General features: G+C 72.6%; 21 protein-coding genes and 2 pseudogenes. 14 read left to right on the forward strand and 9 right to left on the reverse strand.

Features of this window, described 5'->3' with window-relative positions; translation table 11 throughout:
• The first annotated feature begins 101 nt into the window (after positions 1-101).
• From AB0I42_RS09085 to AB0I42_RS09105, 5 genes and pseudogenes are all read left to right on the forward strand, one after another.
• Entirely contained in the window at positions 102-1,403 is a 1,302-nt protein-coding gene (locus AB0I42_RS09085) for a hypothetical protein (protein WP_357535590.1), read from the forward strand.
• 406 nt (positions 1,404-1,809) lie between these two features.
• Positions 1,810-2,019 (forward strand): helix-turn-helix domain-containing protein, encoded by a 210-nt coding sequence (locus AB0I42_RS09090; RefSeq protein ID WP_357535592.1) that lies wholly within the window; start codon positions 1,810-1,812, stop codon positions 2,017-2,019.
• Positions 2,020-2,293: 274 nt separating this feature from the next.
• On the forward strand, positions 2,294-2,395 hold the full coding sequence (locus AB0I42_RS09095) for an AURKAIP1/COX24 domain-containing protein (RefSeq protein WP_007465623.1): 102 nt from the start codon (positions 2,294-2,296) through the stop codon (positions 2,393-2,395).
• Positions 2,396-2,506: 111 nt separating this feature from the next.
• A pseudogene (locus AB0I42_RS09100) lies at positions 2,507-3,550 on the forward strand (NAD-dependent epimerase/dehydratase family protein); the annotation flags it as partial.
• Positions 3,551-3,672: 122 nt separating this feature from the next.
• Positions 3,673-4,605 carry a lysophospholipid acyltransferase family protein gene (locus AB0I42_RS09105; RefSeq protein ID WP_357535594.1) on the forward strand — a complete coding sequence of 311 codons (933 nt, stop codon included), beginning with the start codon at positions 3,673-3,675 and terminating at the stop codon, positions 4,603-4,605.
• 35 nt (positions 4,606-4,640) lie between these two features.
• On the opposite strand, the gene AB0I42_RS09110 is transcribed toward AB0I42_RS09105, so the two are convergent.
• The 5 genes and pseudogenes from AB0I42_RS09110 to AB0I42_RS09130 all read right to left on the reverse strand — a co-directional run bounded on the left by AB0I42_RS09110 (position 4,641) and on the right by AB0I42_RS09130 (position 9,380).
• Positions 4,641-5,789 carry a hypothetical protein gene (locus tag AB0I42_RS09110; protein ID WP_357535596.1) on the reverse strand — a complete coding sequence of 383 codons (1,149 nt, stop codon included), beginning with the start codon at positions 5,787-5,789 and terminating at the stop codon, positions 4,641-4,643.
• Positions 5,786-6,688, reverse strand: a complete 903-nt coding sequence (locus AB0I42_RS09115; RefSeq protein WP_357535598.1) for an HAD-IB family hydrolase — start codon at positions 6,686-6,688, stop codon at positions 5,786-5,788. The genes AB0I42_RS09110 and AB0I42_RS09115 overlap by 4 nt, the downstream gene beginning before the upstream one ends.
• A 376-nt stretch (positions 6,689-7,064) precedes the next feature.
• Positions 7,065-7,922, reverse strand: a pseudogene (locus AB0I42_RS09120) (DUF5667 domain-containing protein); the annotation flags it as partial.
• Between the two features lie 259 nt (positions 7,923-8,181).
• A complete protein-coding gene (locus AB0I42_RS09125; protein WP_357535691.1) occupies positions 8,182-9,117 on the reverse strand; it encodes an ECF subfamily RNA polymerase sigma factor, BldN family in 936 nt (311 codons plus the stop codon).
• Between the two features lie 92 nt (positions 9,118-9,209).
• Positions 9,210-9,380, reverse strand: coding sequence for a hypothetical protein (locus AB0I42_RS09130; protein WP_357535600.1), 171 nt, complete (start codon positions 9,378-9,380; stop codon positions 9,210-9,212).
• A 485-nt stretch (positions 9,381-9,865) separates the two neighbouring features.
• Between AB0I42_RS09130 and AB0I42_RS09135 the strand changes: the two genes are divergently transcribed.
• The 3 genes from AB0I42_RS09135 to AB0I42_RS09145 are packed head-to-tail and all read left to right on the forward strand — an operon-like array spanning position 9,866 to position 12,396.
• Positions 9,866-11,467: an AMP-binding protein gene (locus tag AB0I42_RS09135; protein ID WP_357535601.1), complete on the forward strand. Its 1,602-nt coding sequence runs from the start codon at positions 9,866-9,868 to the stop codon at positions 11,465-11,467.
• Complete coding sequence (locus tag AB0I42_RS09140) at positions 11,460-11,723, forward strand: glutaredoxin family protein (RefSeq protein WP_357535603.1); 264 nt, start codon at positions 11,460-11,462, stop codon at positions 11,721-11,723. The genes AB0I42_RS09135 and AB0I42_RS09140 overlap by 8 nt, the downstream gene beginning before the upstream one ends.
• A gap of 13 nt (positions 11,724-11,736) precedes the next feature.
• Positions 11,737-12,396: an HAD hydrolase-like protein gene (locus tag AB0I42_RS09145; protein ID WP_357535604.1), complete on the forward strand. Its 660-nt coding sequence runs from the start codon at positions 11,737-11,739 to the stop codon at positions 12,394-12,396.
• Here the strand turns inward: AB0I42_RS09145 and AB0I42_RS09150 are convergent.
• Together AB0I42_RS09150 and AB0I42_RS09155 are read right to left on the reverse strand one after the other, a co-directional pair.
• Positions 12,381-13,043: a response regulator transcription factor gene (locus AB0I42_RS09150; protein WP_357535605.1), complete on the reverse strand. Its 663-nt coding sequence runs from the start codon at positions 13,041-13,043 to the stop codon at positions 12,381-12,383. The two genes, AB0I42_RS09145 and AB0I42_RS09150, sit on opposite strands and share 16 nt — an antisense overlap.
• Positions 13,044-13,071: 28 nt before the next feature.
• Positions 13,072-14,379, reverse strand: a complete 1,308-nt coding sequence (locus tag AB0I42_RS09155) for a sensor histidine kinase (RefSeq protein ID WP_357535607.1) — start codon at positions 14,377-14,379, stop codon at positions 13,072-13,074.
• Between the two features lie 405 nt (positions 14,380-14,784).
• Here AB0I42_RS09155 and AB0I42_RS09160 point away from each other — a divergent pair, with 405 nt between their 5' ends.
• The 6 genes from AB0I42_RS09160 (at position 14,785) to AB0I42_RS09185 (ending at position 20,872) form a co-directional block, all read left to right on the forward strand.
• On the forward strand, positions 14,785-15,558 hold the full coding sequence (locus AB0I42_RS09160; protein WP_357535608.1) for a redox-sensing transcriptional repressor Rex: 774 nt from the start codon (positions 14,785-14,787) through the stop codon (positions 15,556-15,558).
• A complete protein-coding gene (locus tag AB0I42_RS09165) occupies positions 15,555-16,859 on the forward strand; it encodes a glutamyl-tRNA reductase (protein WP_357535610.1) in 1,305 nt (434 codons plus the stop codon). The genes AB0I42_RS09160 and AB0I42_RS09165 overlap by 4 nt, the downstream gene beginning before the upstream one ends.
• Positions 16,859-17,788: a hydroxymethylbilane synthase gene (gene hemC / locus AB0I42_RS09170; protein WP_357535611.1), complete on the forward strand. Its 930-nt coding sequence runs from the start codon at positions 16,859-16,861 to the stop codon at positions 17,786-17,788. Before AB0I42_RS09165 ends, hemC begins: the two co-directional genes overlap by 1 nt.
• Positions 17,785-19,365: a uroporphyrinogen-III synthase gene (locus AB0I42_RS09175; RefSeq protein ID WP_357535613.1), complete on the forward strand. Its 1,581-nt coding sequence runs from the start codon at positions 17,785-17,787 to the stop codon at positions 19,363-19,365. Before hemC ends, AB0I42_RS09175 begins: the two co-directional genes overlap by 4 nt.
• 16 nt (positions 19,366-19,381) lie before the next feature.
• Positions 19,382-20,365, forward strand: a complete 984-nt coding sequence (gene hemB / locus AB0I42_RS09180) for a porphobilinogen synthase (RefSeq protein WP_357535615.1) — start codon at positions 19,382-19,384, stop codon at positions 20,363-20,365.
• A gap of 114 nt (positions 20,366-20,479) precedes the next feature.
• A complete protein-coding gene (locus tag AB0I42_RS09185) occupies positions 20,480-20,872 on the forward strand; it encodes a hypothetical protein (RefSeq protein WP_357535617.1) in 393 nt (130 codons plus the stop codon).
• 78 nt (positions 20,873-20,950) lie between these two features.
• Here the strand turns inward: AB0I42_RS09185 and AB0I42_RS09190 are convergent, their stop codons facing one another.
• A complete protein-coding gene (locus AB0I42_RS09190) occupies positions 20,951-24,223 on the reverse strand; it encodes a lamin tail domain-containing protein (protein ID WP_357535618.1) in 3,273 nt (1,090 codons plus the stop codon).
• A 134-nt stretch (positions 24,224-24,357) separates the two neighbouring features.
• Positions 24,358-25,380, reverse strand: a complete 1,023-nt coding sequence (locus tag AB0I42_RS09195) for a GNAT family N-acetyltransferase (RefSeq protein ID WP_357535693.1) — start codon at positions 25,378-25,380, stop codon at positions 24,358-24,360.

Genomic DNA, 25,380 nt, shown 5'->3' on the forward strand with positions numbered 1-25,380 from the left:
CCGGTGGTCCGCCACCGGCCCCCGGCGGCGTCCGGCCCGCTCCACCCTTCGGCGGCGGGCCGGTGCCACCTCCGTACGGGGGCCCGACCGGTGCTGCGCCGATGCCACCCCCGTACGACCCGAGCCCGCGCCGCCGGTGGCCACTGTGGGCGGGGCTCGGCCTGGTCCTCGTCCTGCTCCTGTGCTCCGCGACGGTGGTGCTCGGCGTACGGGCGCTGGACCGGTCGCCGGCCGCCGGTGCGCCCTCGTCCGGCCCGGCTTCCAGCCCGGAGCCCGGCGACCCGCTGGCGACGACCCAGGCGTGGCTGCGCCAGCGGATCGGCGCGCTGCTCGACCAGCAGGCCGGTGCGCTGCTGCGCGGCGACGAGGCGGGTTGGCTCGCGGTCGCCGACCAGACCGCCGAGCCGGTCGTGGCCGACCTGAAGCGGCGGTTCGCGGCGCTGCGGGCGATGCAGGTGACCACCTGGCGCCCGGCCGTCGCCAGCCTGCCGATGCGGCTGGAGGAGGACGGCCGGGTCGAATGGCGGGTGCCGGTCACCGTCGAGCACTGCTTCGTCGTACCGCAGTGCCGCACCGGGCCGGTCGACCTGAGCACCCGGTGGATCGACGCGGACGGCCGCCTGGCGATGGTCGCGATCGAGCCGAACCAGGCGAACGGTCCCCGGCCGTGGGAGGTCAGCGAACTCGTCGTGCAGGTCGGCGCGCGGACCGTCGTGGCGACCACCCCCGACCTGCGGTCCCGGCTCCCCGAACTGCTCGGCGAGGCCGAACGGGCGGCGGCGGTCGCCGACCGGTTCGCCGCCGGAGGCACCCCGCCCGACCGCTACCGGATCTTCTACGCCGGCGACCCGGAGTGGAACCGCTGGTACGGCGGTGGCCGTCCGGAATGGACGGCCGGGTACGTGGTGCCGGTCGGCGGTGACCACTACGAGGTCGTGCTCAACGCCAAGGACCTGCACAGCAGCGTGCTCGACGACCTGCTGCGGCACGAGTTGACGCACGCCGCGTCGCTGCCCGGCGGCGGGCACACCGACGGCGGCCAGTGGTGGCTGGTCGAGGGACTGGCCGACTATGCCGCGGCCGCCGGCCGCCCGGTGAGCCGCTACAGCAGCCTGGACGAGGTCCGGCGGTTGGTGGCCCAGGGGTCCTGGAGCGGGCGGCTGGCGGACACCGAGCCGCGCCCGACGGCCGAGGCCTGGGAGGTCAGCGCCCGGTACGGGATCGGTTACCTGGCCGTACGCCACCTCGTCGACCGGTTCGGCGAGGAGCGGATGCTCGCCTTCTACCGGGCGGTGGTGGTCGACGGGAAGTCGGTCGAGGACGCGTCGGAGGAGGTCCTGGCGGCGTCCTGGACCGGCCTGCATGACGCCTGCGTGGCCTACATCCGGAGCGCGGTCGGCTGACCGATGCGGCCGGGCCGACCACGATCGCCTGTTTCGCCGCGTCCCCGGCCCGGCGGCTGTGTCCGTGGCGGCCCGGCCTGAGATAGTGGATCCCGCTCCCAGCGCGGAGTCCCGGCCGCGTCCGGAAGCGGCCCGGGGCACCCGTCCGGTGGCTCCGGTGGCGCCGCCGGAGCCGCCGGGCGCCGCCCGGTCAGGTCCTGCGTCGGCGTCCGGACGCGAGAGGACGCACCGACGGGTGAATGTCGATGCGACCGGCGTGGCGACTTGACTGACCTGGGCGAAATGGGCGAATGGCGCCCGCTGTCACAGTCGTCTCGCTACCGTACTGGTAACACGCGCGTTGTCGCCCCGGCGCGGAAGGACCCCACCGGGCGACACGCGCCGGGGATGGATGGGTTGGTGAGCCATGGCGGGATCACCACAGGACGGCCGGCTGTCGGAGGTCAAGTTCCTGACCGTCGCCGAGGTGGCGACGCTCATGCGGGTATCCAAGATGACGGTCTACCGGCTGGTGCACTCCGGCGAACTGGCCGCCGTACGGGTCGGCCGGTCGTTCCGGGTGCCCGAGCACGCGGTGCACGAATACCTCCGGGGCGCCTTCCGGGAGTCGGCGTAACGGCGTACGCCGGGGGTCGGCCGACCATGCCGCGACCGCCGTCCATGGGGTCGCGTTGGCCCTGCACAGCCGTGCGGGCTACCCTGGACCGCGACCGTGACCCCAGTCAGGTGCCGGCATGCGCGGAACGCATCCGGACGGCTCCACATCCGGAGCCCGTCCAGATGGCCGCGTCACCCACCGGCCTGGGCCGGTTCGCTGTCCAGATCGGATGCCGGCATCACGTCCCCGTGACGTCCGGACCGACCCGCACGTTTTTTGGAAGGGCTGTCGTATGGGCTCGGTGGTCAAGAAGCGCCGCAAGCGCATGGCTAAGAAGAAGCACCGCAAGCTGCTGCGCAAGACCCGCGTCCAGCGTCGCCGCCTCGGCAAGTGACCGCGGCCGGGCTCCGGCCCGGCCCGCGTTGATCGGTCGACCTTCGGAGGCCCGGATGGAGAGGTCGCGGCAGTGTCCTCCCGAGCCGTGCCCACCGGTCGGGTGGGCGTCGTGACCGACGCCCGGTCTCCGAAGGTCGTCGTGGTCACCGGCACCAGCCGGTATCTCGGCGCCCATGTCGCGGCCCGGCTCGCCGACGATCCACGGATCGGGCGGGTCGTCGGCCTCGACGTCCACGACCCCGCTCCGGGCGTCGTTCCGGTCACCGGCACGGTCGAGCACGTACGCGCCGACGCCGGCACGGTGGGCAGCGTCATCGCCGACCTCGACGCCGAAGCTGTCGTGCATCTCTCCCTGGTGACGGCCCCCGACCCGCAGCACGGTGGCCGGGCGGGCATGAAAGAGCAGAACGTCATCGGCACGATGCAGCTGCTCGCCGCCTGCCAGCGGGCGCCGCGCCTGCGCAAGCTCGTCGTGCGCTCGTCCACGGCCGCGTACGGCGCGTCGTTCCGTGATCCGGCGGTCTTCACCGAGGACACCGAGCCGCGCCAGGTGCCCCGGGGCGGCTTCGCCCGCGACATCCTCGACATCGAGGGATACGTACGCGGCTTCCGGCGGCGACGTTCCGACGTCACGGCGACCGTGCTGCGGTTCGCGCCGTTCATCGGCTCGACCGCCGACACCACGCTGACCCGCTACTTCGCCCAGCCGCTGGTGCCGACGGTGCTCGGCCGTGATCCGCGGTTGCAGTTCGTGCACTTCGACGACGCGCTGGAGGTGCTGCACCGCTCGGTCGTCGAGACGCACGGCGGCACGTTCAACGTCGCCGGGCCGGGGGTGCTCGCCCTGTCCCAGGCGATCCGGCGGGCCGGGCGGGTCGCCGTACCGATCGTCGAACCAGGGCTGTCCGGCGCGGCCAGCGTCGCCCGGCTGATGGGCTTCGGCCGCTACGGGCTGGACCAGCTCGATCTCTTCGTGCACGGCCGGGTCGTCGACACCGGCCGGCTGATCCGGGAGTACGACTTCACCCCCCGCTCGACCGCCGAGGCGTTCGAGGACTTCATCCTCGGGCACACCGGCGGCACCGTGGTCACCCCCGCCCAACTCGCCGTCGCCGAGCAGGCGATCCTCGACGGGATCCGGCAGGTGCGTACCGAGATGCGCGGTGACCGGGCGGCGCCCGCCGAAGGGGCCGACCCGCCGGTGACGACCGGCCAGCCGGCGCCCGGCGAGGTCACCGACCGTCCGGTGGCGGAACCGGCCGGTGAGGAGCGCGTATGAGCAGCGAAGAGCCGAGCGTCGCCGACCGGGCCGCCCAGAACGGGCACGTACCGCCGCCGGTCGATCCGGCGATCGTCGACGAGCCGCACGACATCTGGGACCGCCGGGTCGCCGCCGGCCTCGCCTTCCTCCGGCGCCGGCTGGCCGGGCAGTACGAGGTCGACGAGTTCGGTTTCGACGCCGAACTGACCGACCAGGTGTTCCACCGGGTGCTGCGGGTGCTCTACCGCGACTGGTTCCGCACCGAGGTGTCCGGCATCGACAACCTGCCGGTCAAGGGCGCCGGCCTGGTCGTCGGCAACCACTCGGGCACGCTCGCGCTCGACGCGCTGATGCTCGCCGCCGCGCTGCACGACCAGCACCCCGAGCGGCGCCACCTGCGGCTGCTCGGCGCCGACCTGGTCTTCCGGATGCCGGTGCTGTCGGAGTTGGCCCGCAAGGCCGGCAGCACGGTCGCCTGCAATCCCGACGCCGAGCGGCTGCTGGGCGCCGGGGAACTCGTCGGGGTCTTTCCCGAAGGCTTCAAGGGCGTCGGCAAGCTCTACGCCGACCGCTACAAGCTGCAGCGGTTCGGCCGGGGCGGCTTCGTCTCGGCGGCGCTGCGCACCGGTACGCCGATCATCCCGGCCGCCATCGTCGGCGCCGAGGAGATCTATCCGATGCTGGCCGACATCAAGCCACTGGCCCGGCTGCTCAAGCTGCCGTACTTCCCGGTCACGCCGACCTTCCCCTGGCTGGGGCCGCTGGGCGTGGTGCCGCTGCCCAGCAAGTGGCTGATCGAGTTCTGCCCACCGATCCCGACCGAGCATCTGGTCGACCACGCCGACGACCCGCTGGTCGTCTTCAACCTCGCCGACCAGGTGCGTGAGACGATCCAGCAGACCCTGCACGAACTGCTCGAACGCCGCCCCGACCCGTTCGGTCGCTGACCCGTCCGGACCCGGCGGGCCGGTGCGGCCGGCAGTCAGGTCAGGGAGCGCAGGTCGAGCGAGTGCCAGGTGGCGGTCTCGTTGTCGCCGGTCGACCACCACAGCATCCCGTCGCGGCACTGCACCATGCCGACGCCCTCGGCCACCACGAGGGTCTGCCGGTCGCGTTCGTCGTAGAGCATCAGGCGCTGGCTGGCCACGGCCACGTCGGGCGCCCCGGCCAGCGACAACACCTCGAACCGGTCGAGTACGGCGACGTCGATGACCGCGGCGGCCGTCATCCCGCCGGCGACCTGCCGGCGGTCTGAGCCGTCGGGGCGGACGAGGTCGATCCGGGCCGGCTCGGCACCGGGCAGGACCAGCATCCGGCACCACACCGGACTGCACGTGACCACCTCGTCGGCGGTGGCGTCGACCTCGAGCCCTTGCCCGGTAGCCAGGTTGTGCAGGCGTACCGGGCCGTTCTGGCCGCTGCCGGCGCTGACCAGCCACGGTCGGGCGGACATCGCCCAGGGGCCGGGTTCGGTGCGGACCTGGACCGGACCGCCGGCCAGCGGTGCGGAGCGCAGTTCGGTGGCGACCTCGGCGCCCGGCGCGACCGCCGCCCAGTGCAGCACCCCGGCCTCGATCACCATGTCGTACTGGGAGTTGAAGAAGACGACGTCGCCGCTGTCGGCGGTCACCCGGCGGGCCGGTGCGGCCGCGTCGACGGCCGCCGTCCACATTTCGGTGCGGCCCAGCCCGTCGTCGTCGGCGACGGTCTCGGCCCAGGCCACCTGGCCACCGGCGACGGTGAAGCCGGTGAACTGCGGGATCAGGTCCAGCGGCAGCCGGCGCAGTTCGCGTGTCGTCCCGTCGGCCGACCGGGTGATCAGGCGCAGCGCGCTGCCGTCCGGTGTCGGCGCCGTGCCCAGCGAGGACCGTACGTCGAGGTAGTGCACCGGGCTGTAGGCGGACCCGTCGGGCAGGGTGGCGGCGAGGTCGGCGCGCTGGGCCGCCGGCCATCGCGACTCGACGGTCCTTATCCGCTCGCCGGCCGGCGCGCCGTCGTCGACCGGGGGTAGGGCGAGCAGCAGTGCGGCCGCGCCCAGCGCGGTCATCAGGCCGACCGTGCTCCGTAGCCGGCCGGGTGGGCGGGCGGACGGGGACACGGCCGACTCCGGGCGGTCGGCGGTGAGGGTCACCGGCCGCGCCAGCGGCGGTGAACCGCCCGGCCGGCGGTGACGGCGCCGATCAGCAGGCCGGCGGCGACGGTGGACGGGATCGCGATCCGGGCGGCCCGGCGTCCGGTGCGGAAGTCGTGGATCTCCCAGCCGCGGGTGCGGGCCTCCGCCCGTAGCGCGCTGTCCGGGTTGACGGCGGCCGCGTGCCCGACGGCCGACAGCATCGGGATGTCGTTGGCCGAGTCGCTGTAGGCGGTGCACCGGCTCAGGTCGAGCCCTTCGACCGACGCGAGCTGGCCGACCGCCTCGGCCTTGGCCGGGCCGTGCATGAGTTCGCCGGCCAGCCGTCCGGTGTAGGCGCCGTCGCGGATCTCGGCGACGGTGCCGATCGCGCCGGTGAGCCCGAGTCGTCGGGCGATGACCCGGCCGATCTCGACCGGTGCGGCGCTGACCAGCCAGACCCGCTGCCCGGCGGTCAGGTGGGCGGCGGCGAGCGCCCGGCTGCCGGCCCAGATCCGGGGCGCCATCAGCTCGTCGAAGATCTCCTCGGTGAGGCGTTCGATGTCGTCGACCCGCCAACCCTCGACGAAGGCGAGTGCCGCCTCCCGGGCCTGGGACATGTCGCCGGCGTGCTCCCTGGCGAGCACCCGGAACCGCATCTGCTGCCAGGCGAAACGGGTCAGGTCGCCGGTCGTGAAGTATCTGCGGGCCGCCAGCCCGCGGGCGAACCAGTAGATGGAGGCGCCCTGCATCATCGTGTTGTCGATGTCGAAGAACGCCGCCGCGGTCGGGTCGGGCCGGTCCACCACTCCGGTCCCGAGGCCGGTGGTGGCCCAGCCGGTGGTGTGGCCCTGCGCGTCGGTGCTGACGGTCCGGGACACCGGGGCGCGGCCTCGGCGAGCGGGACGGATGCGGGCCACGCGCTGACCTCCTTGCGCCGTCGGAGCCGGGCGGCCTGACTCCAGCGAGGGTATCCGGCCGGCCTGACAGCGCACGGGGCTCCGACCATGGCGCAGGTCGGAGCCCCGGAGCATGCGGGATCGGTCAGTTGAGGATGCCGTCGAGCAGCCGGCCGAGGCCGCCCAGCAGGCCGCCGTCGTCGCTCGGTGCCGGGCTGGGGGAGCCGGACGGTGACGTGCTCGGCGCGGGTGTCGTCGGGCCCGCCGAGGGTGCCGTGGACGGGTTGGCCTCGACGGTGGGTGTGGTGCCCACGGAGGGGCCGGCCGACGGGGTCGGCCCGGTCCGCCCGGCCGTGCCGGCCTCACTCGCGGCGGGACCCGGCCCCGCCGACGGTGTCGAGGCGCAGGAGCCGGGCAACGGCCCGAGGGCGTCGGTCCCGGTGGGCGCGGCCCCGCAGGCCAGGGCGGCCCGCAGCCGGTCGGTGCGGTCCTCGACGGCGTCGAGCAGGGCCAGGGACGCCGAGGCGCGTTCCCGGTCACCCGCCGGTCGCCCGTCGATCAGCCCGTTGACGCCGGTGCGCTGGCCCTCCACGAAGGAGGTGATCGCGTCGAGCGCGGTGGCGCCGGTGCGGCCGGTCGACGCGGTGGTCAGGAGCTTGACGCCCTCGCGGGTGTCGCCGTCCATGTCGTCGAGCACCGCGGCGAAGCCGGCGTTGTCGCCGCGTACGGCGCCGGCCTCGGTGAGCCGGGTGCGGGCGAAGTCGAGGAAGAGTTGGCCACGGCTGAGGTCGGAGCCGGTCAGCGCCAACTGGGCGCGTTCGGTCGACCGCTTCATTCCATAGAGGGCGTCGCCGGGCAGGGCGTCCACACTGGCCGCCGAGATTCCGGAGACGGCGACCGCGCCGACGGCGACGCCGACGACGATGGCGCCCCTGGTGCGGGCCCGCCGGCCGTTGAGCGCGGGCCGGAACAGCCGCCAGCCGGTGCGGGCCGGTTGGGCCGGTTCCGGGGTCGCGGTGGCGCCGATGCCCTCGCGTTCGGCGGTGGCGACGAGCATCGCCCGCAGCCCGCTGCGGAACTCGGAATCGACCTCCACGGTCGGGGTTGCAGCCGGTAGTCGGTGGCCGATGGCCACCAGGTCGGCGAGGTCACGGTCTTCGGTCGACCGGACGTGCTGGCGACGGCCGCCGTTTGCTTCTTCGAGCAGTTGCGCGAAGCGCTCGGCGCGCCGGCGGTGGAACACGGTCGTATTCACCGCGGGCACCTCCCTTCGCTGGTCACGGCTAGGAGATCGGCCCCGTCGCCGACCGCTGCGACCACGGTTCCGGCCCGGACCAGCACAGCCGTCACCGGATGCCGTGCCCGGCCCGCCCCCTTGTGAGGGGATGCGAGGGTCACCACCGGTCGCACCCGGACAAACGCCCGGCGGGGCCGGGCGGTTACGGGTCGGGGCGAAGAATAATTACCAAGAGTGAGCGGCGTCACCGGTGCCGCCGCGGGCGGGTACCGGTCGGTCACGGTTGGAACCCGTCCGGCAGCAGCCGGGCCAGGGCGCGTACGGCGCGGTATTGCAGGGCCTTGATCGCACCCTCGTTCTTGCCCATCGCCTTCGCCGTCTCCGCGACCGAAAAGCCTTGGAGGAAGCGGAGCACGATGCACTCCTGCTGCTCCGGGTTGAGTTGCTTGACGGCGGTCAGCAGGGCGACGTTGGTGATGTGGTCGACGACCGCGGCCTCGGGACTTCCCTCCGGCCCACGGTCCTCGCGTTCCGCATCCAGAACGTCACCCGTAGTGACTTCGAGCCGGTAGCGGCCGGACTTGAAGTGGTCGGCCACCAGGTTGCGGGCGATCGTCACCAGCCAGGCGCCGAGGTCGCGGCCCTGCCAGGTGAAGCTGCCGATCCGCTTGAGGGCCCGCAGGAACGTGTCGGAGGTGAGGTCTTCGGCGAGTTGCCGGTTGCCGACCCGGAAGTAGACGAAGCGGAAGACGGTGTCGACGTAACGGTCGTAGATCAGTCCGAACGCCTCGGCCTCGCCGGCCTGGGCCCGCTCGACCAGCTTCCACACCTCGGTGGCCGGATCGGACGGGTCGGGCCGGCTCGGATAGCCGGGCGGCGGTCCGCCGCTGCCGGTCGACTTCTCGGCCGGTACGGCCGGGATGACGACCGTGTCGGTGGCCGTGACCGCCGGGATGACGACGGTGTCGGTCGTCGGCACGGCCGGGATGACCGCCGTGTCGGTGTCCGTGCCGCCGGGGCGCAGCCCCGCGTCGGCCGGTCCGGGCTGGGCCGGCATGGTGGGCCGGGCCGGTGTGGCGACCCGGCCACCGACGGTCTTGGCGTTGCCGCCCGCCGGCGTGTGGCGACCGGGTGTCTCGTTCGGATGCGGTCGGTTGCGGCCGGGCTTGGTGCTCCCGTCGCCGCGCACCGCGAGGCTGAACATGTCGTACATCTCCAGCCGGAGTCTGGCGAGCCCCTCGTTGAGGGCGTTACGCGCCGCCAGGATCTCGCGGCTGACCAGCCCGTCGCCGTAGGCGTATCCGCTCACCGGCTCTCCTCCGCCCAGCCGGACACCGGTCCGGACGTCGGGCCGTACGGCAACCGCGACCCGGCACCCGGAATGGAGGTGTGTCCGCTCGGGCCGACGTGGCCCACCGCGGTGTCGGCGGTGCGACACACGTCGTTGAGGTGCTGGTGCAGTGCTTTACCGGGCACTGAGGCCTCCTCAGGCTGAGGGGTGTCGACTCACGGCAAAACGGGTGGGTCAACCCTGGTGATGATAGGGGCAACGTCACCGATGCGTGCGGAGTCCGTTACACAGAGCCGAAGTATTTACCGCACGTGGATCGACCCGTCGCACAAAGTGTGCGGCGCCAAGAAATTGACGTACTTCTGGTGGATGGCGATGACCAGCGCAAACGCGGAGGCGCGCCGACGGGTGGCACGCGATCTGGCGAGCCACCCGAGCTTCTGGTATTCACGGTCCGCTTCACCCGGATGAGTGGTGCCCGGACCCTGCCACGGTGATCGTTCTGCGGCCGGCACCGGCGAGTCGATCAGTCCCGTGCACGGTACCGCGCCTTCCGAAGGCCGTCGAATCGGAACCGGGTCCGCTGGCCAGCCGACCCGCCCCGGCACCGGCCGTCCATCGACGATCGGGCGTAGTCGGGACGGGTGGCACTGTGCCAGACTCAGCGACCGTGCAGGAACCAGCCAGCACCCCCGACCCCGTCGTCGCGCGCCCCGGCGGCACCCTCGCCGAACGCGTACGGCGGGCCGCCGCAGGTGGCCCCGAACGTCCCGCCCTCGTCTGGCGCGACCAGACGATCACCTGGGGCGACCTCGACGCCCGCGTCGACACCGCCACCGCGGCTCTGACCCGGCTCGCCCCGGCGACGCCCGGCGAACCGCCGCCCCGCGTCGCCATCGCACTGCCCAACTCGCCGGAATTCGTCGTCAGCTACTTCGCCGCCCTGCGCGCCGGCCGGATCGCCGTACCGGTGAACCCCGCGTTCACCGCCCGCGAACTGCGGCACGTGCTCGCCGACTCCGGAGCCACCCTGCTGATCTGCACCGAAGAGATCAGGGAACTCGTCGACGGCATCCGCGCCGAACTGCCCGCGCTCACCGGCGTACACACCGGTCCGCCGCCGGTCCCCGACGGCGCGGCACCCACCCCGACCGGGCCGACCGGCCGCGACGAGGTGGCGGTACTGCTCTACACCTCCGGCACCGAGGGGCAGCCGAAGGGCGCCATGCTGACCCACCGGGCGCTGATGGCCAACCACGAGCAGATCGCCCGCATCCGGCCCGCCGTCGTAGGCACCGACGACCGGCTGCTGCTCGCGCTGCCGCTGTTCCACGCGTACGGACTCAACACCGGTCTCGGCGCGGTCGCCTACCACGGCGCGTGCGGCGTACTGCTCGACCGGTTCGAGCCGGCCGAGGCGCTGGCGGCGATCACCCGGCACCGGGTCAGCGGGGTCGTCGGCGTGCCGTCGATGTTCGCCGGCTGGGCCGACCAGCCCGACCTGCGCGCGGCCATGACCTCGGTCCGGGTCGCGGTCTGCGGCGCGGCGCCGCTCGACCCGACCACCGCGCGGCGGTTCACCGCCGCCGCCGGGCGGCCGGCCTTCGTCGGGTACGGCCTGACCGAGACCGCGCCCGTGCTCACCGCCACCCTGGCCAGCCCGGCACCGAAGAGCGGCTCGATCGGGCAGCCGATTCCCGGCGTCGAACTGCGACTCGTCGGGCCGGACGGCGCGGACCTGTGGCGCGACGGTGCCACCGAGGCCGGCGAGGAGGACGAACTCGCCGTCGAGTACGGCTCACCCGGCACCGATCCCGGCGAGATCGTCGTACGTGGCGCCAACCTCTTCTCCGGCTACTGGCCCGACGGGCACGACGGCCCCGACCCGGACGGCTGGTGGGCGACCGGCGACATCGCGTACGCCGACGCCGACGGCGACCTCTTCCTCGTCGACCGGGTCGGCGAGCTGATCATCGTCAACGGCTTCAACGTCTACCCGCACGAGGTCGAACTCGTGCTCGACGCCCACCCGGACGTCGCCGAGTCGGCGGTGCTCGGGATCGCGCACCCGACCGCCGGGCAGGCCGTCGCGGCGTACGTCGTCCGTGTCCCCGGCAGCACCGTCACCTCCGCCGAGTTGGGCCGGCACTGCGCTGACCGGCTGGCCCGCTTCAAGTGCCCCGCCAGGCTGGAGTTCGTCGACGCGCTGCCACACTCGGCGATAGGAAAGGTACGCAAGACCATGCTGAGATCGGAGTACGCCGGTGGCTGAGCCACGCCTGACTCTCATCACCCGCCCCGGCTGCCACCTGTGCGACGACGCCAAGGCCGCCATCGACCGGGTGGTGGCCGTCACCGGCGACCGCTGGGTCGAGGTCGACGTCACCGGCGACCTCGAACTCGAACGCGACTACGGCGACCGGCTGCCCGTCGTGCTGCTCGACGGCCGCGAGCACGGCTACTGGCGGGTCGAGGAGGAGCGGTTGCTGGGCGACCTGCGACGGCCTCGACCGGCGCCGCCCGGCTGAGTAGGGTGCTGCGGTGACCACCGCACCCACCCACCTCGTCTGGGACTGGAACGGCACCCTGCTCAACGACCTCAACCTCGTCGTCGAGTCGACCAACGTCGTCTTCGCCGCGGTCGCCGGCCCGGCGGTCTCCGCCGACGAGCACCGGGGCCGGTTCCGCCGGCCGATCTCCGACTACTACGCCGAGGTCCTCGGCCGGGCCGTCGACGACGACGAGTTCGGCCGGCTCGACCGGATCTTCCACGACGCCTACCGCACCGGGCTGACCACCTGCGAACTCGCCGCCGACGCCACCAGCGCGATGCGGAACTGGTCCGGCAGCCAGTCGCTGCTGTCGATGTGGTTCCACGACGAGCTGGTGCCGGCCGTCGAGACGTACGGGCTGTCCGGCCTGTTCAACCGGGTCGACGGGCTGCGCGGCACGGTCGGCGGGGACCGTAAGGCCGGACATCTCGAAAGCCATCTGGCCGAGCTGGGTGTCGATCCGCGTTCGGTGGTGCTGATCGGCGACTCGCTCGACGACGCCGACGCCGCCGAGTCGGTGGGCGCCCGCTGCGTCCTCTACACCGGCGGGTTCACCGACCCCGGCCGGCTGCGGGCCTCCGGGCACCCGGTCGCCGAGTCGCTGACCGAGGCGGTCACCCTGGCCGGCGGGCTTCAGCCGCGCAGGTAGGCGAGCACCGCCAGCACCCGGCGGTGCTGCTCCTCGTCCGGCGGCAGCTGCAGCTTGGTGAAGATGTTGCGGACGTGCTTCTCCACCGCGCCGTCGCTGACCACCAGGGATCGCGCGATGGCGGTGTTCGACCGGCCCTCCGCCATCAGCGACAGCACCTCGCGCTCGCGGGGGGTCAGCTCGCGCAGCGGGTCGTCGCGGCGCCGACGTACGAGCAGCTGGCCGACGACCTCGGGGTCCAGGACCGTACCGCCGGCGGCCACCCGGGCGACCGCGTCGAGGAACTCCTCGATCGCGGCCACCCGGTCCTTGAGCAGGTAGCCGATCCCGCCGCCGCCCCCGCCGGCCCCGGCGGCGGTGGCGAGCAGGTCGTCGGCGTACGACACCTCGACGTACTGGGACAGCACCAGGATCGGCGTACGCGGCACCCGCTGGCGGGCCTCGACGGCGGCGCGCAGCCCCTCGTCGGTGTGTGACGGCGGCATCCGTACGTCGACGATCGAGACGTCGGGCTTGTGGACGACGACCGCCTCGACGAAGGTGTCCCCGTCACCGACGGCCGCCACCACGTCGTGGCCGTGTTCGGTCAGCAGCCGGATGATCCCCTCGCGTAGGAGCACGGCGTCGTCGGCGATCACTACCCGCATCTGGCTGGCGTCTTCCGTTTCGGCAGGGTCAACACGGCAGCTCGGCCCGGATCTCGGTGGGTCCGCCCGGCGGGCTGAGCACACTCAGCATGCCACCGTTGGCCCGCAACCGGTCGGCGATGCCGGCCAGCCCGTGCCCCTTGGAGACATGTGCCCCGCCGACCCCGTCGTCGACCACCTCGATCCGCAGGTCGTGGTCGGTCCGGGAGACGGTCAGCCAGCAGTCCGACGCGGCGCTGTGCTTGGCCACGTTGGCGAGCGCCTCGGCGACGACGAAGTAGGCGGTGCTCTCCACCGCCGGGTCGAGCCGGCCGCCCGGGGTGCCCAGGGCGGGGTCGACGGTGAGTTCGATCGGGATGACCCCCCGGCTGGCGAGCGCCGCGAGCGCGCTGGGCAGCCCTCGGTCGATCAGGATCGGCGGGGCGATCCCACGGGAGAGGGCACGCAGCTCGTGCAGGGTCTCCCGGGTCTGCACCAGGGCCTCGTCCAGGGTCCGGCGGGCGGCGTCCGGATCGTTGGCGAGCTGCTGCTGGGCCCGGCCGAGGTCCATGGCCAGCCGGACGAGCCGCTGCTGCGGCCCGTCGTGGATGTCGCGTTCGAGCCGGCGCAGCGCGGTCGCCTCGGCGGACACCGCGGCCCGCTTCTGTTCCTCCAGCACGGTGATCCGGTTGCGCATCTCGGCCACCCCGGTCAGCAGGGCCCGGCCGAAGCTGGCCTGGAGCAGGGCGCAGCCGCGTACCACGATCGGCAGGGTGACGAGGAAGAAGACGCCGATGGCGGTGTTGAGGCCGATCCGGGCCAGGCCGGAGCCGCCGAGACCGAGCAGTTCGTTGAGCGAGCCGCCCTCGGTGGGTCGCGGCAGGAGCCAGTCGTACGCCCAGTAGAGGCTGCCGGCGACGGCTCCGGCCCACCAGACCACGGTGATGACGAAGGCGATCAGGGAGACGAAGACCTTGAGGCAGCCGTGTGCCAGGTCGAGCCAGGACTGGGCGTCGGCGATCGGGACGAAGATCCGCCGCCAGGCGTTCGCGCCCGGATCCGGTGTCCGGTAGTGCGGCCGGATCCGTGGCTGGTGCAGTACGGGCGGCAGGCGCAGGCGCTCGATGTCGGCGAACCCGCGCGCCGCGTACAGGACCCCGGCGAGGATCGGCAGGCCGATCACGGTGACGGCCAGTCCGGTGCCGACCGCGAGCCCGGCGATCAGCACGATGAAACTGGCCAGGGCGAGGGGGAAACCGAGCAGGATGTAGCCCGAGTCGACCCCGAGCTGGCGCACGATGCTGCGCGATGCGGCCGGATCGACGGCCGAGGTGGTGGACAGGCTGGCGGCGCTCATGTCGTCGACGCTAGGCATAAGGCCGTTTCGCCCCCATCCCGTCGGCCGGCCTCTTCACGGTAGGGCTGCCCCTACCGGAGCCGGTCTCCGGGGCGCTCGGTCGCGGACCGTTGTCGATGTCGGTGGCATCACGGTCGGTTGGTTCAGAATTGCGCAATAATCGACGGGCGACCCTGATGCCGGTCTGCCAGGTGATCTACGAACCGCAGGTGGGGTGGATCACCACGGTGGTCGATCAAGATCGCGATTTGTGCACGCCTTCACAAGCGCCTACTCTGTAACCCCGACGAGCCCTGCTAGCACAGCCGGTCACGGCGGTTGCCGGAGGGTTGCCGATCTGACCCGCCGGCCCGGTCGCCTCAGCCGCCGGCCCGGCTGGTCCATGAGCGCACCGCACGGAGTCCCATGAGTCAGCACCGCCATCCAGGCGCGTCCGGTCACACCGGCGCTGTTCCGGCGCTCCCGGACCTGCCTGAAGCGACGGTCGCCAGGCTCCCCGAATACCTCCGTGCCCTGCACAATCTGGCCGAGACCGGTCACGACACCGTCTCCAGCGAGGCGCTGGCGACAGCCGCCGGGGTCAACTCGGCGAAACTGCGTAAAGATCTTTCCCACCTCGGCTCCTACGGCACCCGCGGGGTCGGCTACGACGTCGCCCTGCTGATCGACCAGATCGAATACGTATTGGGGCTGACCCAGCGCCGTGCCGTCGCCCTCGTCGGCGTCGGTAACCTCGGTCACGCCCTCGCCGGCTACGCCGGTTTCGTCAGCCGGGGATTCCGGATCGCCGCGCTGTTCGACGCCGACGAGTCGCGGGTCGGCGAGGAGATCAACGGTCTCGTCGTCCGGCACATCGACGACCTGGCGACCATTGCCGCGCAGGAGGCGATCGCCATCGGCGTGATCGCCACCCCCGCGCCCGCCGCGCAGAGCGTGGCCGACCGGCTCGTCGCGGTCGGGGTCACCAGCATCCTCAACTTCGCGCCGTGCGTGCTCTCGGTGCCCGACGGGGTCGACGTACGCAAGGTCGACCTCGCCATCGAGCTGCAGATCCTTTCCTTCCACGAGCACCGCAAGGCCTCGCTGACCGGGATTCCGGCCAGCGGACCGGCGGCGGGTCTCACGGCCCTGCCCGGCGGGCTCGCGGCAACCGGCACGCAGGAGGCGGTCGGCTCGTGAACCTGCTCGTCGTCGGCGCGTCGTACCGCACCACCCCGGTCGCGACCCTGGAGCGGCTCGCGGTGGCGCCGGCCGACCTCACCCGAACCCTGGACCGGTTGCTCGCCCAGCCCTACGTCGGCGAAGCCGTCGTCGTCTCGACCTGCAACCGGGTCGAGGTCTACGCCGCGGTCACCGGCTTCCACGGCGGTCTCGGCGACATCTGCGAGGTGCTCGCCGCCCACGCCGGCTGTGCCCAGAACGACCTGGCCAACCGCCTCTACGTGCACTACGACGGCGCCGCCGTCGAACACGCCTTCCGGGTCGCCGCCGGGCTGGACTCGATGGTCGTCGGCGAGGCACAGATCCTCGGACAGCTCCGCGACGCCTACCACGCGGCGACCGAGGCCGAGGCCACCGGCCGCCTGCTCCACGAACTCATGCAGCAGGCCCTGCGGGTCGGCAAGCGGGCACACTCCGAGACCAGCATCGACCGGGCCGGCCAGAGCGTGGTCACCGCCGCGCTCGACGTCGCCGCCACCCACCTCGACGGCGGGCTCCCCGGCCGGCCGGCGCTGGTGATCGGGGCCGGCGCCATGGGTGCGCTCTCCGTTGCCACGCTGTCCCGCGCCGGGGTCGGCCCGCTGTCGGTGGCCAACCGGGGCAACGACCGGGCCGTCCGGCTCGCCGAGTCGTACGGCGCCAGCGCCGTGCCGTACCACGACCTGGCCGCCGCGCTGACCGGCGTCGACGTCGTCGTCGCGGCCACCGCCTCGACCCAGCCGGTGCTGACCCGCGACATGCTCGCGACCGCCCTCGCCGACCGGGACACCCCGCTGGTCGTCCTCGACCTGGCGGTGCCCCGTGACGTCGAGCCGGCCGCCGCCGAACTGCCCGGTGTGGTCGTCGTCGACATCGACAACCTCGCCACCGCGCTGCGCGACGGTCCCGCCGCCGCCGACCAGCTCGCCGTGACCCGGATCGTCACCACCGAGGTCGAGGCGTTCCTCTCCTGGCTGCGCGGCGCCGACGTCGCCCCCACCGTGGCCGCCCTGCGGGCCCGCGCCGACGACGTGGTCACCGCCGAACTGCGCCGGCTGGCCCAGCGCCGCCCCGACCTCAGCGAGGAACAGCGCGCCGAGGTGGCCCACACCGTCCACCGGGTGGTCCAACGGTTGCTGCACTCGCCGACCGTACGCGCGCGTCAACTGGCCGCCGAGCCCGGTGGCGACCAGTACACTGCCCTGTTGCGCGAACTGTTCGACCTCGAGGTGCCCGGCAGCGCCCAGGCCGACTCCGTGCCCGACATCGGAGAACGGTGATGAACGCACCACTGCGCCTCGGCACCCGGGGCAGCGCGCTGGCGCTCGCCCAGTCCCGGCTGGTCGCCGCCGCCGTACACGCCGCCACCGGCCGTGAGGTCGAGCTGGTCGAGATCGTCACGGCCGGCGACCGCTCCTCCGCGCCCGTGCTGCGGCTCGGCGTCGGGGTGTTCGTGTCCGCGTTGCGCGACGCGCTCACCGACCACCGGATCGACTTCGCCGTGCATTCCTACAAGGACCTGCCGACCGCCGGTCACCCCGGCCTGCACATCGCGGCCGTACCGCCCCGCGAGGATCCGCGGGACGCGCTGATCGCCAGGGACGGCCGTACCCTGACCGAACTGCCGGCCGGGGCCGTCATCGGCACCGGTGCGCTCCGCCGGATCGCCCAGCTGCGGGCCCTCGGCCTGCAACTGGAGGTCGTCCCGATCCGGGGCAACGTCGACACCCGGATGGCGCGCGTGCTCGGCCCCGCCGCCGACCTCGACGCGGTCGTACTCGCCCGCGCCGGACTGGCCCGGCTCGGCCGCGCCGGTGAGATCACCGAAACCCTCGATCCGATGCTGATGCTGCCCGCGCCGGCCCAGGGCGCGCTGGCGGTGGAGTGCCGGGCCGAGGACATTGACCTGGTCGAGTCGCTTGCCGCGCTCGACCACGCACCGACCCGGGCCGCGGTCACCGCGGAGCGGGCGTTGCTGGCCACGCTCGAAGCGGGGTGCAGTGCCCCGGTCGCGGCCTACGCCGAGATCGCCGAAGGCGACGACGGCGATGAGATCTACCTGCGCGGGGCGGTGATCAGCCCGGACGGTGTCCGTGACCTCCGGCTGTCCCGCACCGGAACGCCCGCCGACGCGGCGGAGATCGGCAAGGCGCTCGCCGCCGACCTCCTCGACGCCGGCGCCGACACCCTATTGGGGAGCACAGAATGACCCGCACCCGTAAGCCCGCAGGCCGCATCGCGTTCGTCGGGGCCGGCCCCGGCGACCCCGGCCTGCTGACCCGCCGGGCGCACGACGCCCTGGTCGACTCCGACCAGGTGATCTACGACCGGGGCGTGCCGGAGTCGCTGCTCGACGCGATCCGTGCCGAGGCCAAGGAAGACGCGCAGTTCACGCCCGCCGAGGGAGCGCCCGGCGACGTCGCCAAGGTGCTGATCTCCGCGGCCCGGTCCGGCCTGTCCGCCGTACACCTCGTCGCCGGTGACCCGTTCGGCCACGACTCCGTGGTCAAGGAGGTGCAGGCGGTCGCCCGCACCGCGGTCCACTTCGAGGTGGTGCCCGGCGTCGGCCAGGCCGAGGGCGTCGCCGCCTACGCCGGCGTGCCGCTGCCCGGCGTACGCACCGCGGCCGACATCGACGACGTCAGCACGCTCGACTTCGAGGCCCTCTCGGCGGCGGTCAACCGCGGCTCCCTCGCCCTCGCCGTCGACGCCGGTGATCTCGCCGCCGTCCGTGACGGGCTGCTCGCCGCCGGTGTCGACGGCACCACCCCGGTCGCGGTGACCGGTGACGGCACCGGCGAGACACAGTACACGACCAGTTCGACCGTCGACAGCTTCGTCGCCGCCGCCCTCGGCTTCACCGGCCGCGTCGTGCTCACCCTTGGTGTCGGCGTGACCCAGCGCGACAAGCTGAGCTGGTGGGAGAACCGCCCGCTGTACGGCTGGAAGGTGCTCGTACCGCGCACCAAGGAGCAGGCCGGTGCGATGAGCGCACGGCTGCGGGCGTACGGGGCGATCCCGTGCGAGGTGCCGACGATCGCGGTCGAGCCGCCGCGTACCCCGGCCCAGATGGAGCGTGCGGTCAAGGGCCTGGTCGACGGCCGTTACGCCTGGGTGATCTTCACCTCGGTCAACGCCGTACGCGCGGTCTGGGAGAAGTTCGCCGAGCACGGGCTCGACGCCCGGCACTTCGGCGGCGTCAAGATCGCGTGCATCGGTGAGGCGACCGCCGACGCCGTCCGCGCCTTCGGCATCCAGCCCGAGCTGATCCCCTCCGGTGAGCAGTCCTCGGAGGGCCTGCTCGCCGAGTTCTCGCCGCACGACGAGATCCTCGACCCGGTCGGCCGGGTGCTGCTGCCGCGTGCCGACATCGCCACCGAGACGCTGGCCGCCGGCCTGACCGAACGGGGCTGGGAGGTCGACGACGTCACCGCCTACCGCACGGTCCGGGCGGCGCCGCCGCCGGCCGAGATCCGGGACGCGATCAAGTCCGGCGGGTTCGACGCGGTGCTCTTCACGTCGTCGTCGACCGTACGCAACCTGGTCGGCATCGCCGGCAAGCCGCACGCCCGCACCGTCGTCGCCGTGATCGGCCCGAAGACGGCGGAGACCGCGACCGAGTTCGGGCTGCGGGTCGACGTGCAGCCCGCGCACGCCTCCGTGCCCGACCTGGTCGAGGCGCTCGCGGCGTACGCCGTGGAGTTGCGTGAGAAGCTGGCCGCCATGCCGGCCAAGCAGCGCCGTGGCTCGAAGGTGCAGGGGCCGACCGCGCTGCGGTTCCGCTGACGCCGAGGAGTTCCTGATGTCTTACCCGGACATGCGTCCGCGCCGCCTGCGGCGCAACGCGGCGATGCGCCGGCTGGTCGAGGAGACCCGGGTCGCACCGGCCGAGCTGGTGCTGCCGATGTTCGTCAAGGAGGGGCTCGCCGAGCCCCGTCCGGTCGCCTCGCTGCCCGGCGTCGTCCAGCACTCCCGTGACTCGCTGCGCAAGGCGGCGGTCGAGGCGGTGCGGGCCGGGATCGGCGGCATCATGCTCTTCGGCGTGCCGGCGACCCGCGACGAGACCGGCTCGGGCGGCATCGACCCGGACGGCATCCTCAACGTGGCGATCCGCGACGTGGTGGCCGAGATCGGCGACTCCACCGTGGTGATGAGCGACCTCTGCCTCGACGAGTTCACCTCGCACGGGCACTGCGGGCTGCTCACCCCCGGTGGTGAGGTCGACAACGACGCCACCCTGACGGCCTACGCCGAGATGGCGGTCGCCCAGGCCGCCGCCGGGGTCGGCGTGGTCGGGCCGTCCGGCATGATGGACGGCCAGGTCGGCGTCGTACGCCGCGCGCTCGACGCGGCCGGTTACCAGGACGTGGCGATCCTGGCGTACGCCGCCAAGTACGCCTCGGCGTTCTACGGCCCGTTCCGGGACGCGGTCGAGTCGGCGCTGGAGGGTGACCGGCGCAGCTACCAGCAGTCGCCGGCCAACCTGCGCGAGTCGCTGCGCGAGGTCGAACTCGACGTGGCCGAGGGCGCCGACATGGTGATGGTCAAGCCGGCGCTGCCCTACCTCGACGTGGTGGCCGCGGTCCGCGACCGGGTCGACGTGCCGGTCGCCGCCTACCAGGTGTCGGGCGAGTACGCCATGGTCGAGGCGGCCGCCGCCAACGGCTGGCTGGACCGCGACCGGGTCATGCTGGAGACGTTGACGTCGATCCGTCGTGCCGGGGCGCAGGTCATCCTCACCTACTGGGCGGTGGAAGCCGCCCGGCTGCTCCGCGCCGGATACTGACCCGCTGTCGCGACTGTCATTTCTGCCGCCGCGGGTTGTCGCAAAATGTCGTAACCCTGTGGAGCCCAGGTTCAAAGCCCCTGGTCCGGCCGCCTGGCGTGCCACGATGAGCGCGTGAAGATTCCACTTCAGCGAATCGACAGCCTGGAATCCGAGGCTGCCCGGTTCCACCAGCGGTTCGAGTTGGTCGACGCACGTCTGTCGCATCTCACCGACGCTGTCGGGGACCTGTCGCAGGGGCAGCGCGAGCTGCGCCTGGACATCCGGGAACTGCGCCAGGGCATGGGACAACTGCGTGACCAGGTCGTCGTACTGGACGGCCGAGTGACGGCACTGGATGGCAAGGTGACGGCGCTGGACGGCCGAGTGACGGCGCTGGACGGCAAGGTCACCGTGCTGGACGGCAAGGTGACGGCGTTGGACGGCAAGGTCGATGCGGTGGCCGTGCAGGTGCTGGCGATCGCGCGGCATCTCGGCATCGCGGACGGTGCGCGCCCAGGCGGCTGACGGCGTACCCCCGAACGCGAAACACGACGCGGCCCCCGTCGCCCTGCGAGGCGACGGGGGCCGCGGTGTTGGTACGGATCAGTCGTCGTTGACGATGGTGCCGGTGGCGGTCGCCGTCAGCGTCCGCAGCCCGGGCACGCCCGCGACCACGAAGTTCAACGTCTCGTTCCGCTCCTTTGCCCGCTCACCACGCACCTGCACGGTGAACGTCACCGACGTCTGCCCCGCCGCCAGCGTCTTGCAGCCGGCGAAGAGGTTGAAGTCGAACAGCGGCAGCGCGGTGCCGGGCAGCGCGGTGGCGCAGAGCAGCACCGGGTGGCTCAGCGGCCGCGACACCTCGACGGTGAAGGTCATCGGGGTGGTGCCCGAGTTGCCCTCCACGACCGACACGTCGGCCACCGACAGCGCCGCCCGCGAGTGGAACCGGGCCACCTGCGGGTCGTGGTCGCTGGCGCCGCGCGAACCGTCGCCCTCGTAGTCGGCCGGGAAGTCCGCGTTGACGTGCGCGGCCCGCATCTCGATCAGGTCGCCGTAGAGGGCGTCGTTGACGAGGATGTGGTCGAGCGTCTGCACCTGGCCCTCGAAGACGTACGAGTACGCCGCCGACGGGTTGGCCGCGTTCAGGTCGTCCCACAGGTTGTGCAGGCCGCCGTCGTACAGCGGGCCCAGCTGGTCCGACGGGGTCGGGTTCTGCGCCGTCGCGATCGGGTCGTCCGGACGCGGGAACACGTTCAGGTCACCGCCGTACGCCACCCGGGCGTGCGGGTCGGCGGCCTCGATCGCGGCGACGATCGCCGCCCCGTACGCGGCCTGCTCGGTCCGCTGCCCGACCCGCGCGTCCGGGGTCGACGAGAAGTGGTTGCTGACCGCCCAGAGCGCGAACCGGTCGTTCGACCCCGGCGCGGCGGCGACCAGGAACTTCGCCACCTGCGGGGCCCGGGTGTAGACGTTGGACCCGTCGACGCCGGTGGAGCGGTCGACGTCGGCCGGCAGCACCGCGTTGAGCGTCTTCGGGTTCTGCACGTCGGCGTTGCTCGGCAGCCCGGCGGACCGGTACTGCACGGTCGGCGCGGAGCCGAGCACCGCGTCACCCGCGGTGGCCTCGGCCAGCGTCAGCCGGTCGGTGCGGTACATGAACGCCGAGACGATGCCCCGGGCGTCGGCGCCGTTCCGGTCGTACGCCGCGGCGTACGCCGGTCCACCGGCGGCCTTGATCCGCAACGCCAGTTCCTGCAGCGTGTCGGGGGCGCCGTCGGCGTTGTTGGTGTCACCGCAGACGAGCTGGTCGCCGGAGACGGTGCAGATGTCCTGGTCCTCGGCCTCCTGGATGAGCAGCAGGTCGGGGGAGTGCAGGTCCTTGATGATCTGGTCGGCCAGGTCGCCCAGCTGCGCCTGGTAGTCGGCCTCGCTGGCCGGCACGTAGTCGAACGGCGGGCTGACCCCGGTGCAGCCGGAGTTGCCGGCGAAGTCGCAGCCGTCGAACGGGTCGTCGCGGAAGTCGTACAGGTTCTCGACGTTGTAGACGGCGACCGAGAACTCCTCGGACCGCTTCGCCGGCCGCGGCGCGTGGTTCTTCGCCGGGTCGGTGCCGGCGGTGAACGCCGCCTGCTCCACCTGTACGCCGTACTTCTCGAACGAGTAGTAGAGCGCGCCGACGGCGTCGCCGGTCAGCTTGTCGAAGGCGCGGGCCGGCGGGAGCAGCGCGGTGTTGTCCTGCGCGGTCCACTTGACACCCATCGTGCCGAACATGATGCGCTGGCCGTTGCCGTCGTTGAAGCCCTGGCCGGGCTGGTTGTCCAGCTCGTGGGTGTCGCGGAAGACCCGGCGGGCGTACGGGTCGGCCCGGTCGAGCAGCGGGTCGTCCCGGTCGACGAGCCAGATCTCCGAGTCGGCGGTCGACGCGAAGACGTTGCGGCCGCTGATCGCGCCGCTGCCGGCGCGTACCCGGATCCGCTCACCCTCGTGCCGCTCCCAGAACCGGTCGGCCTGCGCCAGGTCGGCCGGCGGGATCGCGTCGGTCACCTTGACCGCCGTGTTCACATCGAGTCCGGAGGCGAGCTTCTCGACCAGCGAGGCGCTGGAGAGCTGGGTGAGGTTGAAGTATTCCGACACCCGGGCCCGGACGACGATCTCGTCACCGACGGTCGGCGCGTAGCCGCCGATCAGGGTGTCGAAGCCGCCCATGAAGACGAAGATGCCGTCGGAGCTGTTCGGGTCGCCGTCCTCGGTGCCGAGCCGGCTCTGCATGAAGAAGCCGTACTGGTTGGCGCCCGAGCTGTTGCGGGCCAGGGTGCGCTGGGTGACGACACCGCGTACGTCGTGCAGGGTGCTGCTCGTGCCGTTGCCGGAGGCGGGGGCGAGCGGCGACCGGTGCAGCCGGGCGTTGGCCGTGTCCGAGACGGGGCCCTGCACCTCACCGATCGACAGGACCGAGGTCACCTGCACGTTGAGGGTGCAGGTGGCGGTGGTGCCGTCGGCGTCGGTCGAGGTCAGCGTCACCGCGTAGGTGCCGCCGGGCAGGTCGGCGCTGGCGGTGACGGTCGCGGTCGCGGTGCCGCCGACACCGGACGCGGCGGTGAACGCCGTACGGGAGATGCTGCCGGCCGACGGGGCCGGGCTGACCGCGGTGACGGCCAGGTCCACGATGGTGTCGTCGACGTCGGTGGCGGTCACCTCGCGGCTGGCGGCGGTGCCGGCCTGCGTGACGAGGGCGCCACCGCAGTTGAGCGTCGCCGGCTGGTCGACCGGGCCGCCGCCGTCGACGGTGTGCGAGCCGAGGCCGTCGAACGTGTCGACCGGGTAGCCGATCCACTCGGCCGCCGGGTCGAACGCGTCGTCGGGGTTGGTGTCGCCGGTCGTGACCGACGGCTTGCGACGCAGCGTGTTGTCGGCCGTGCTGGTCAGCCCGCTGCCCCACTCGGTGCCCGGGTCGTTGCCGACCTGGCCGATCGAGTCGACGACGGTGCCGCCCTTGCGCAGCACGATCGCGTCGTCGCCGTTGAACAGCCCGGCGGTCGTGATCTGGTCGGCCTGGGCGAGGATCGCCGTCCCGGCCGAGGCGTGGGCGAAGACGAACACGTCTCCGTTGGCCACCGTGCCGGTCAGCGGGAAGCTGGTGCCGGTGGTGCTGCCGTTGAAGAAGACCTGTAGCGAATAGCCGGCGGCGGCGAGGTTGACCGCCGCGCCGGTGCCGTTGTAGATCTCGATCGCCTTGTTGTTGGACGAGCCCTCGATGTATTCCGAGATGAGCAGCTCGGTGGGTGCGGCGAGTGCCGCAGTCGGTGCGAGACCGGCCGCAGCGGTCAGGGCTGCGGTCGCGGTGAGTACGGCGCACAATCGGCGCGGGCGCATCAAGCCTCCACGTTGGGTGAATGGGAGTCAACGCACGTTAAGGCCCGTCGCTGGCTGACGTCTATCCCACAGTGGTCCGAAGGGTGAACTCACCCGACAGGCCGGGGCGACAGACCGCCGCCGCGGCGCCCCGTTCAGTCGCGGTTGTTGAACCGGTGTACGAGTTCGGCCACGTCGATGCCGTATTCGCACCACTCACGGTCGGCGAGGAAGCCGAGTTCGGCGTTGACCTTGAGCATCGGCTCGTTGGCCTGCGCGTTCCAGGTCTGCACCTCGGCGAGTTTCGGCTCGGCGCCGCGTAGTTCGAAGAGCATCCGGGCCTTGATCGCCCGGTCGATGCCGTATCCGCGGTGGTCCTGGGCGACGATCGTGTCGTACTGGTCGGCCCGGGTCGGGTGCTGCGCCGGCACGACGACCTCGGTGAGGCCGGCCACCTCGCCCGTCTTCTCGTGGATGGCCAGCACGATGTAGGGCTGTAGGCCGCGGCGGCCCAGGCAGGCGAGGCTGTCCCGCAGCCGCTGCGGGTCGTAGGAACTGGGGCGCAGGTCGAGGTCGCCGTCGTCGATGTCGCGGACCTCTGCCTTCGCCTTCGCGTACGGCTCGATCAGCTCGTCGGGCGGCCCGCCCGGATAGAACTCGACCCGGTAGCCGGCGGCGATTCCCCTGGCCATCTCGCCCAGCGTCAACCAGTCCACCGTGGACAACTTCAGTACGCTGCGCGTTTCGACGTATTCGCGGATGAACCCCAGCGACTCGTAGAAGGCCACCGCCGGCGTGTTGCCGACGACCTCGACGCCGATCGACGAGAACCCCTCGTTGTAGGCCCGCCGGGCCGCCTTGGCGAGCAGCCGCTGACCGAGCCCGGTGCGCCGGACGGACGGGTGGACCAGGAGTTCGACGACGCCGATGTCACCCAGGAGCAGGACATTGACGTGACCGAGCAGCCGGCCGGGCCGCCCGTCGGGGCCTGCTTCCTCCTCCGCGATCCAGCAGATCCGTCGTTCACCCGGCATCGTTTCGGCCAGGTATTCGCGCAGGAAGCTGTCCTGCCACAACGGATCTTCCGGCACGTCCGCCGCGACGACCGCGTTGAGCGTGTCCAACATCGACCCGATCTCGTCGGCCGGCGCTGTTCGTGGATCCCACTCGCGCACAAT

This window comes from Polymorphospora sp. NPDC050346 (assembly GCF_040655695.1).
Taxonomy (GTDB): Bacteria; Actinomycetota; Actinomycetes; order Mycobacteriales; family Micromonosporaceae; genus Polymorphospora; species Polymorphospora lycopeni.